The organism is Jiangella rhizosphaerae, from assembly GCF_003579925.1.
GTDB classification, from domain to species: Bacteria; Actinomycetota; Actinomycetes; order Jiangellales; family Jiangellaceae; genus Jiangella; species Jiangella rhizosphaerae.
Genome location: NZ_QUAL01000073.1, coordinates 1 through 8,790, shown reverse-complemented (window position 1 = coordinate 8,790; position 8,790 = coordinate 1). Strand labels below are relative to the sequence as shown.

Below are 8,790 nucleotides of genomic sequence, written 5' to 3'. Positions count from 1 at the left end.
CGCAGGCGCAGGGCCGAGCGGCCGAGCGCCGCGATGCGGCGGGTGTGCAGGTGGTCGGCCGCGGCGCGGACGGGCGGCGCGTCGCCGGGGATCAGGTCGAGGGCCGCCAGCAGCACGGTGTGCAGGGCCTCGCGGATCTCCTCGACCGCCGCCAGCGCCGCCCCGGCCGCGCCGGGGTCGGCGGCCCACGCGGCACGGACCGCCGCGTTCTCCCCGGCGTCGACCAGGTTCACGCGGCCGGCCCAGGTGAGCAGCGCCTCCGGGCCGGTCAGGTGGTCGCGGGCCTGCCCCGCGGACGGCGCCGCGAGCCGCGGCTCGACGGTGTTGACCAGGTCGAGGGCCACATGGCCACCGACCAGCGGGAGCGTGCTGGCGTCGACGGGCATGGCGTCATGCTACCGGTGAAACACAGTTAGGGGGTAGTCACCCGCGTGGCGGGATGAGGCCGGGCGCTGTCGTCGTTGTCTCCGGTGTGGATGTGGACGTCGTCGTGATCGGGGCCGGGCAGGCCGGCCTGTCGACGGCGTACCACCTGCGCCGGCTGGGCGTCTCCTTCGTCGTGCTCGACGGTGCGGACGGGCCGGGCGGCGCGTGGGCGTCGCGGCCGCCGACGCTGACGATGGCGAAGGTGCACGGGGTGTTCGACCTGCCGGGCGTGCGTCGTGCCGCGGCGGCCGGCGAGGATTCGGCGCCCGCGTCGGAGGTCGTCGGGCGGTACTACGCCGGCTACGAGCGCCGCTTCGACCTGCCCGTGCTGCGGCCGGTGCGGGTCACGTCGGTCGAGTCGCTCGACGACGGCCGGTTGCTGGTGCGGGCCGCGGACGGGCGGACGTGGAGCGCGCGGGCCGTCGCGAACGCGACCGGCACCTGGACCCGTCCGCACTGGCCGTACTACCCGGGCGCTTCGACGTTCCACGGCCGCCAGCTGCACTCGTCGCAGTACCGCGGGCCCTCGTCGTTCGCGGGGCAGCGGGTCATCGTGGTCGGCGGCGGGCACTCGGCGGCGCACGTCCTGTCCGAGGTCGCCGACGTCGCCGCGTCCGTCACCTGGGTGACCCGCCGGCCGCCGGAGTTCCGCTACGACGAGTTCTCGCCCGAGGTCGGCCGGGCGGTCATCGCCGACGTCGAGGCGCGGGTGCGGGCCGGCCTGCCGCCGCTGAGCGTCGTCGCCGTCACCGGGCTCGGCTACACCGAGGTCGTGCGCGAGGCGATGGCCAAGGGCGTGCTGAACCCGCGGCCGATGTTCACCCGCCTGGTGCCCGGCGGGGTGGAGTTCCCCGACGGGACGGTGGCGGAGGCCGACGTGATCGTCTGGGCCACCGGCTTCCGCGCGGCACTGGGCCACCTCGCGCCGCTGCACCTGCGCGAACCCGGCGGCGGCGTCCGCATGGACGGCACCCGCGTCGTCCGCGATCCCCGCGTGCACCTTGTCGGCTACGGCCCGTCCGCCAGCACCGTCGGCGCCAACCGCGCCGGCCGGGAGGCCGCCCTGGAGATCAAGGAGCTGCTGGAGTCCTCGCTTCCGGGCGCCACGGCTGCTTGACTGGCGCGGTGCGCTACGGACTGAAGCTGAGCCAGCAGGCCCCCATCGACGAGTACCGCGCGGTCTGGCGCGTCGCCGATGACGCGGGCTTCGACCACGTGTGGAACATGGACCACTTCGCCACCATCGGCGGCGACCCGGACGGCGACATCTTCGACGCCTGGGCGCTGCTCGCCGCCATGGCCGAGGCGACGACGCGCGTGCGCATCGGCTGCATGGTCACCGGCAACACCTACCGCCATCCCGGCGTGCTGGCCAAGATCGCCGTCACCGTCGACCACCTGTCCGGCGGCCGGCTCGAGTTCGGGCTCGGCGCGGCGTGGGCCGAGTACGAGCACACCATGTTCGGGCTGCGGTTCGGCACCGCGGGGGAGCGGCTGGACCGGCTCGAGGAGGCCTGCCAGGTCATCCGGTCGCTGTGGACGCAGCCGCGGACCACGTTCGACGGTGCGCACTACCAGCTGCGCGACGCCGTCGCCGAGCCGAAGCCCGTCCAGACGCCCTACCCGCCGATCTGGATCGGCGGCAGCGGCCGCAAGCGGACGCTGCGCATCACGGCGCTGTACGCCGACGCCTGGAACGCCACCGGCGTCGAACCGGCGGAGTTCGCGGAGCTGTCCGGCGTGCTCGACGCCCACTGCGCCGACGTCGGCCGCGACCCTGCGCAGATCCGCCGCACGATGCAGCTGCGGCTGGGCGACGACGTCGCCGACCTCCTGCCACGCGTCGAGGCGTTCGCCGCGGCCGGCGCCGACGACATCATCGTCATCACCCGCCCCGGCTCGGCCGAGGCCCAGGCGAACGCCGTCGCCGAACTGCTGCCGCGGCTGCGCTCGATCGGCTGACCTGCGGGGGTACGTTGGCCCTGAGGACTCCCGTCGTAGGAGGTGAGCGCGATGAGCGCCTTCACCGTCGAGTTCGAGAACCAGCCGGGCCGGCTCGCCGAGCTGTGTGAGGCGATGGCGGCGCGCGGGGTCAACCTGGTGATCTGCGGGCTGACGCACGGCGACGCCGGCACGGTCGCGTTCATCGCCGACGACGAGGCCACGGCGCGGTCGGTGCTGCAGGACGCCGGCTTCGACGCCACCGAACGCGACGCCGTCATGGTCCGGCTGAAGAACGCGCCCGGCGCCGGCGCCGCGACGTTCCGCAAGCTCGCCGACGCCGGGGTGAACGTCGAGGTGTTCCTGCCGGTGCGGGTCTCCGACTCCCAGTTCGTCGCCGTCCTGTGCGTCGACGACCAGGAGGCCGCCACGACGGTGCTCGGCAAGGCCGTCGTCTGACCCCGGTCAGGCCAGCTCGCCCTGCAGCATCGGGGCGACCGGACGGCGGGCGGCCAGGCGCGCCGGGACCACCGTCAGCGCGCTCACCGCGACCACGACGCCGACGACCACGGCGACCAGCCACCAGGCGGGCGGCAGGACGACGTCGTCCTGGTCGACCGCATCGTAGAGCAGCGGGCCGCCGGCGGAGCCCAGGACGGCGCCGAGGAACGCGGGCAGCACCTGGGCGAGTGACAGACCGGCCGCGAGCTGCGCCGGTGTCGCACCCAGGGCCCGCGTGACGGCCGACGAGTACCGGACGTCGAGGACGGTCGCCCACGTGGCGACGACGGTGTTGACGGCGGCCAGCGCGACCAGCGTCACGGTGATGACGGCGAGCACGTCGCCGAGCCGTTCCATACGCGGGTCGGGGTCGCTGGCGAGCTGCGTGTTGAGCTCGGCGTTGGCCGCCAGCGCCGCGACGATGCCGCTGACGGTGACGGTCATGCTGGCGATGCTCAGCGCGACCCGCCGCGGCCGCCGTCCGGCCACCCGCACGGCGATGAGCACCGCCACCGGGAGCCGCGCGGACAGCGCGATCAGCCAGCCGACCCGGCGCGGCGGCCGGGCGGCGTCGTTGAGCGCGGCGACGGTGCTCGTGCGGGCGGCGCGGACGGCCGGGACGAACGTCGCCACCACCGCGACGCCGAGGGCGACGGCGGTGACCGTCGCGACGGTCGCGGCGGTCAGCGACGGTGTCGCGGCGCCACCGAGCAGCCCGGCCGCGCGGTCGGTGATCGCCGGCGCCGTCAGCCCTCCCGCGACCAGACCGGCCGCGGCCGCGACCAGCGCCACCAGGACGTACTCGGCCAGCAGGACGGCGGCGACGAGGCCGGGCGTGCCGCCGACCGCCTTCAGCAACCCCACCCGCCGGGTCTGGTCCGCCATCCGGCCGCCGACGAGCACGGCGACGCTGGCGACGGCCAGGATGCCGAGCAGCCACGCGCCGGTCAGCAGCACCCGTTGAGCGTTGCGCTCGATGTGCGTGACCTGCTCGTAGATGTGCGGCCAGGGCTCCAGCATGGCGTCCATCGGGCCGTTCGGGATGCGGGCGTCGGCGAAGGCTTGCGCGGCGTCGGGATCGTCCAGCCGCAGGTAGCTGACGTAGGCGAGGTCGTCCGGGTCGGCGGCGAGAGACGTCGCCATGGACTCGCCGACCCAGATCAGTCCCGGCTCCTCGAGCACGTCGACCGCCATGTCGCGCACGGGCTCGCCGTTGATGGTGATCGGGGTGCACACGACCAGGCAGCTCGCCGCCGGGTAGGGCGTCATCGCGGCGGTGACGGCGATGCCGGCGACCTCGACGGACTCGCCGCCGAGCGTGACGGTGTCGCCGGCCTCGATGCCCAGCGCGTCGGCGAAGGCGGCCTCGACGACGACCCCGTCCCCGCCGCCCAGCCACTCGCCGTCGGTGACGATCGGGCGGTCGACGTCGGCGGGTTCGGCCGGTCGCCCGACGGCCTGCACGTCCGCCGTCCGGCCGCCCACCTCGACGGTGGTGCCGGCGACGGGGAACGGCCCGCTGCTCGCGGCGATCTCGTCGGCCCCGCTCAGCTCCGTCAGAACGGCCGGGTCGGCGGGAGCGCCGGTGACCGGGTCGGGCATCACGCTCGCGACGACGTCGGGTCCGGCCGACGCCTCGCGGGTGCGCTGGTAGGGGTCACCGGCGACGCCGTGCATGACCAGGCCGAGCGTGAGCGTCGTCGTCGCGGCGGTGATGGCGAGCAGCAGCAGCGCGGCCTCGGCCGGACGCCGTCGCAGGTCGCGCCCGGCGAGGCGGGCGATGAGCAGGAGCCGGCCCATCGCCGTCAGCCCTCGAGCTCGGCGAGCGCGCCGAGCCGGCCGGACGTGCCGCCGGTCAGGCGCGTCTCGTCGACGAACGCGCCGTCGCGCATCGAGATGAGCCGGTCCGCCGTCGCGGCGATCCGCTCGTCGTGGGTGACGATGACCAGCGTCTGCCCGGCCTCGTGCAGCTCCTCGAACAGCCGTAGCACGTCGAGGGTGGCCGCGCTGTCGAGGTTGCCGGTCGGCTCGTCGGCGAGGACGAGGACCGGCTCGTTGCTCAGCGCCCGGGCGACGGCGACGCGTTGCCGCTGGCCGCCGGAGAGCGCCGTCGGGAGTGCTGCCGCCTTCGCGGCGAGGCCGACCCGGCGCAGCAGCTCCGTGGCCCGGGCCCGGGCGGCACGGGGCGAGCGGCCGGCCAGCAGCGCGGGGAGCTCGACGTTCTCGACGACGGTGAGCTCGTCCATGAGGTGGAACGCTTGGAAGACGAAGCCGACGTCGGTGCGCCGCAGCCGGGCCAGCGTGCGCTCGGTGAGCTGGTCGACACGGCGGCCGGCCAGGTGGATCTCGCCGGCGGTGGGCCGGTCGAGGCCGCCGACGAGGTGCAGCAGCGTGGACTTCCCACAGCCGCTGGGCCCCATGACGGCGACCGTCTCGCCGGCCGCGACGTCCAGATCGACGCCGTCGACCGCCCGGACCAGGCTCTCGCCGTCGCCGTAGGTCTTGGTCAGGCCGCGGGTGCTGAGAATGGTGGTGCTCACGGGGCGCTCCTTCGGGTCGTCCAGCTGCGTTCGCAGGCCTCCAGCCAGCGCAGGTCGGCCTGGAGCCGGAGCACGATGCCCTCCAGCAGCAGAGCCGCGTCGGAACCGTCGGGCTCGGCCATCGCGGCCCGCTGCGCCTCGCGGAGGCGGCGCAGCAGTTCGCGCCGCTGCGTGTCGACGATGCTCAGCGGATCGGCCAGCCCGGCCGCCGCGGCGGCGACCAGCTTGAGGTGGAACTCGGCGAGGTCGGGTTTCGGCCAGCTCACCTCGGTCAGCCACTCGGCGACGCGGTGCTGGCCCTTCGCGGTGAGAGCGTAGGTCTTGCGGTCGGCGGTGTCCTTGGCGGTCGCGGGGGCCGGGCTCTCGGTGGTGACCAGGCCGGCCTTCTCGAGACGGGTCAGGACGACGTACACCTGGCCGGCGTTCATCGCCTCGCCGACCGGGCCGAGCGCCTGCCGGAGCCGGGCGCGCAGCTGATAGCCGTGCGACGGCTCCTTGGCCAGGAGCGCGAGGACCACTTCCTGCTGCATTCTGACTCCCTATAACCGTTAGCCATGACTATAACCGTTAGCTGTGAGCGGTCAAGGGGTCGCTGCGAAGTCGGGTGGGCCCGCCGCCGTGCCGGTTCGCCCGGCCGGTGCGCCCCGGCCGCCCCGGCCGGTGCGGCTGTCACGTTCGGGCGTCGGAACGTACCTATAGGTGATGGGGGCTTGCGGCGGAGTGCGGCGCCTCCGGGCGCTGGTCGCCGTAAGATCATCGGCTCGGTTCGGATGCGATGGCGAGGAGTGTGGGAATGTCGGTGGCTCGTCGCGCGACGGCGGTCGCTGCCATGCTCCTGCTCGCCGCTTGCGGCGGCGGTGGGGGCTCGGATCCCGAGTCGCCCTCCCCCTCGCCGCCGCTGACGACCGAGCCCGCGCTCACCGCTCCGCCGTCGCTGACCCCGGAGGAGCAAGCCGAAGCCGACATCCAAGCGACCTTCGAGCAACTCATCGCCGCCTGGGACGACTTCAAGGCCAACGCCAGCGACTTTGTTGACGATGCCGCAGCTGACCCCGCCTGGAATTTTGCGCTTGTCGAGTCCGAGTTGCGAATGTTGGACGAAGCTCAGATTGAGTTTCTCAACAGCACGAATGCGTTTATTAATTCGGAGGTCGAGCAGGTAGGTCGAACCTTGATAGCGGCGTTTGATGTACACGATGTGACGTTCGATCAGGACCGATCGGCACGTGCTCACGGTAATGCCTGCCTGGACCTCAGGGGTTTGAGTTTCGTTGCCTATGACGGCTCGCCGGCCGAGCTTCCAGCCGAGCCCAGTTCCTATCAGCGTTGGACTCTTGAGGTCACGTTCATCCCAAACCGCGAGGGTTGGTTCCTGACGAAGGCTGCGGTAGAGGTAACAGGCGCATGTCCGTGAGCGCGTCGATCACCGGCGTCGTCGGAGGGCTTGTCGCCGGGCTCTTCCCAGTCCCCGCCGACGCCGACCTAGATCTCTCGCCCGCCGCCGATGACTGTCCGCCCGGTTCGAGTTGGAACGGCGTTTTCTGTGTGCCCGATGAGGACGAGCTAGGCGAGGAGGTCACGACCGACTGTCATCAGAGCGACCCGCTAGTACTCAACGCCCCATGCCGGATTGGGGCGTATCAGTTCGTGGCCTCGCCATATGACTGCTACATCGGCGACATCTCGAGCGACGTTCCTCCCAACGACCCGCGATGGGAAGGGCATAGTCCGGGAGATGGATCTGTCTACCGCTGTATAAAGCTAACGGCTGTCGGAGACGGTGGTCAGCCGACGTGGGGGGATTATCGTGACTTCTGGGCCGCTGAGGCGCCGGGGGAGCAGCCGCCGGTTGTCGTGAATCCGGAGGAGGTTGCGCAGCAACTGCTCGACGGGATGAGGTTCGAACCGCTGGAGCTCGGGCTCGCGCCGCGCCCGCTGGAGCAAGCACCCGGGAGCATCGGCCTGGTCGGAGCGCCGGTGTGGATGTGGGTCACCAACGCGGGCCCGACGACCTGGGGGCCGATCGAGGAGTCGGCGACGGCTGGCGGCATCACGGTCACCGTCACGGCCGAGGTCGAGAGCGTCACCTGGGACATGGGCGACGGCACCAGCGTCAGCTGCGAGACGCCCGGCGACGCGTACGTGCCCGCTCTGGGCGTCAGGCCGTCGCCGAGTTGCGGCCACACCTACGCGCAGACCAGTGCCGATCAGCCGGGCACCGCCTACGCCGTCACGGCGACCGCGAACTGGACGGCCACGTGGACGGCGTCGACCGGGGTCGGCGGCACGCTCGAGCCGCCGCGGCCGGCGACCACCGCGCATGTTCGCATCGGGGAACGCCAGGTCATCGAGATCGGCTGAGTATGGGTGAGGGATCCGGGTCGCCCTGGCTGCACGAATCCCTCACCCATCGCCGGCGGCGACGGATGAGTGAGCACTTACTGTGCTCAGGGCAACACCAAACGCTCACCCATCGAACCCCATCGAGCCCCCGACCCGAACCCGGTCAGCGGGCGCCCAGAGGATCCGGGTCGTCCTGGCTGCACGAATCCCTCACCCATCGAACTCACCGAGCCACGGACCCGAACCCGGTCAGCGAGCGCCCACGACCTCGACGGAGCCGGCGCTGGAGAAGGCGCGGATCTCGTGCCGGGCACCCGGCATCGAGTGGACGGTGACGACCTCGCGGCCGACGGCGGAGTCGGTCTCGACGTCGTAGGGGACGTCGCCGGGTACGGACACCCGCACCGAGCCGGCGCTGGACTCCGCGTCCAGCGATCGCGGCGGCGACACCGCCTCCACCGTGACGTCGCCGGCGCTCGACGTCACCTTGGCGACGTCGGCGTCCAGGCCGGTCACCCGGACCGCGCCTGCATCGGAGTGGGCCAGCAGCGGACCACGCTGGTCGGACACCTCGATCGAGCCGGCGTCGGAATCGAGCGACGTCTCGCCGGACAGCCCCGACACCACGAGGGTTCCGGCGGACGCATCGGCCACCACCGACGCCGATGCGGGAACGGTGATCGTCACGTCCGACTCGCACCAGATGCCGAACACGCCGGAATCACAGCCGCCGGTCACCCGCAGCACGCCACCGGCCACCGAGTGGTCGATCCCGCCGTCGCGGCTCCAGCCGGACTTCACCGAGAAGTCGAGCCGGGTCTCGTCCGACGGCGACCCGACGATCTCGACGCGGCCGGAGGAGACGTCGATCTCGACGCGGTCGACTCGTTCGTCGATCGTCACCGAGTCATGGGAGTGGGTGATCCACGACACCGCGGTCAGGCCGGCGAACGCCACCGCGGCGATCCCGGCGAACGACAGCCCACGCCGCACCGGCCGCCGCCGCGCCGCGGCGCCCGCACCCGGCCCGGCACCGCCC

The 8,790-nt window shown here is 72.8% G+C and carries 10 protein-coding genes; 5 read left to right on the top strand and 5 right to left on the bottom strand.

The annotated features are described in order from the left end of the window. Positions 1 to 386, bottom strand: a 386-nt coding sequence (locus DY240_RS08490) for an ABATE domain-containing protein (protein WP_199701099.1), incomplete at its 3' end; no start/stop codon positions are given. Positions 387 to 439: 53 nt separating this feature from the next. On the opposite strand from DY240_RS08490, the gene DY240_RS08485 reads away from it, so the two are divergent. The 3 genes from DY240_RS08485 to DY240_RS08475 are packed head-to-tail and all read left to right on the top strand — an operon-like array spanning position 440 to position 2,826. Then, on the top strand, positions 440 to 1,543 hold the full coding sequence (locus DY240_RS08485) for an FAD-dependent oxidoreductase (RefSeq protein WP_119659504.1): 1,104 nt from the start codon (positions 440 to 442) through the stop codon (positions 1,541 to 1,543). Positions 1,544 to 1,551: 8 nt separating this feature from the next. Continuing rightward, a complete protein-coding gene (locus DY240_RS08480) occupies positions 1,552 to 2,388 on the top strand; it encodes an LLM class F420-dependent oxidoreductase (RefSeq protein ID WP_119659503.1) in 837 nt (278 codons plus the stop codon). A gap of 51 nt (positions 2,389 to 2,439) precedes the next feature. Further along, complete coding sequence (locus DY240_RS08475; RefSeq protein ID WP_119659502.1) at positions 2,440 to 2,826, top strand: hypothetical protein; 387 nt, start codon at positions 2,440 to 2,442, stop codon at positions 2,824 to 2,826. A gap of 6 nt (positions 2,827 to 2,832) precedes the next feature. On the opposite strand, the gene DY240_RS08470 is transcribed toward DY240_RS08475, so the two are convergent. From DY240_RS08470 to DY240_RS08460, 3 genes are read right to left on the bottom strand one after another with little or no spacing between them, the layout of a single operon-like run. Further along, a complete protein-coding gene (locus tag DY240_RS08470) occupies positions 2,833 to 4,668 on the bottom strand; it encodes an FtsX-like permease family protein (RefSeq protein WP_119659501.1) in 1,836 nt (611 codons plus the stop codon). Between the two features lie 5 nt (positions 4,669 to 4,673). Next, entirely contained in the window at positions 4,674 to 5,408 is a 735-nt protein-coding gene (locus DY240_RS08465) for an ABC transporter ATP-binding protein (protein WP_233552657.1), read from the bottom strand. After that, positions 5,405 to 5,938, bottom strand: a complete 534-nt coding sequence (locus DY240_RS08460; protein ID WP_119659500.1) for a PadR family transcriptional regulator — start codon at positions 5,936 to 5,938, stop codon at positions 5,405 to 5,407. Before DY240_RS08460 ends, DY240_RS08465 begins: the two co-directional genes overlap by 4 nt. Positions 5,939 to 6,201: 263 nt before the next feature. Here DY240_RS08460 and DY240_RS08455 point away from each other — a divergent pair, with 263 nt between their 5' ends. Together DY240_RS08455 and DY240_RS31335 are read left to right on the top strand one after the other, a co-directional pair. After that, positions 6,202 to 6,822: a hypothetical protein gene (locus DY240_RS08455; RefSeq protein WP_119659499.1), complete on the top strand. Its 621-nt coding sequence runs from the start codon at positions 6,202 to 6,204 to the stop codon at positions 6,820 to 6,822. Next, positions 6,819 to 7,769: a hypothetical protein gene (locus tag DY240_RS31335; protein WP_147375239.1), complete on the top strand. Its 951-nt coding sequence runs from the start codon at positions 6,819 to 6,821 to the stop codon at positions 7,767 to 7,769. Before DY240_RS08455 ends, DY240_RS31335 begins: the two co-directional genes overlap by 4 nt. A gap of 231 nt (positions 7,770 to 8,000) precedes the next feature. Here DY240_RS31335 and DY240_RS31760 read toward each other — a convergent pair. After that, positions 8,001 to 8,790: DUF4097 family beta strand repeat-containing protein (locus tag DY240_RS31760; protein ID WP_119659497.1), on the bottom strand; the 790-nt coding region annotated here is incomplete at its 5' end.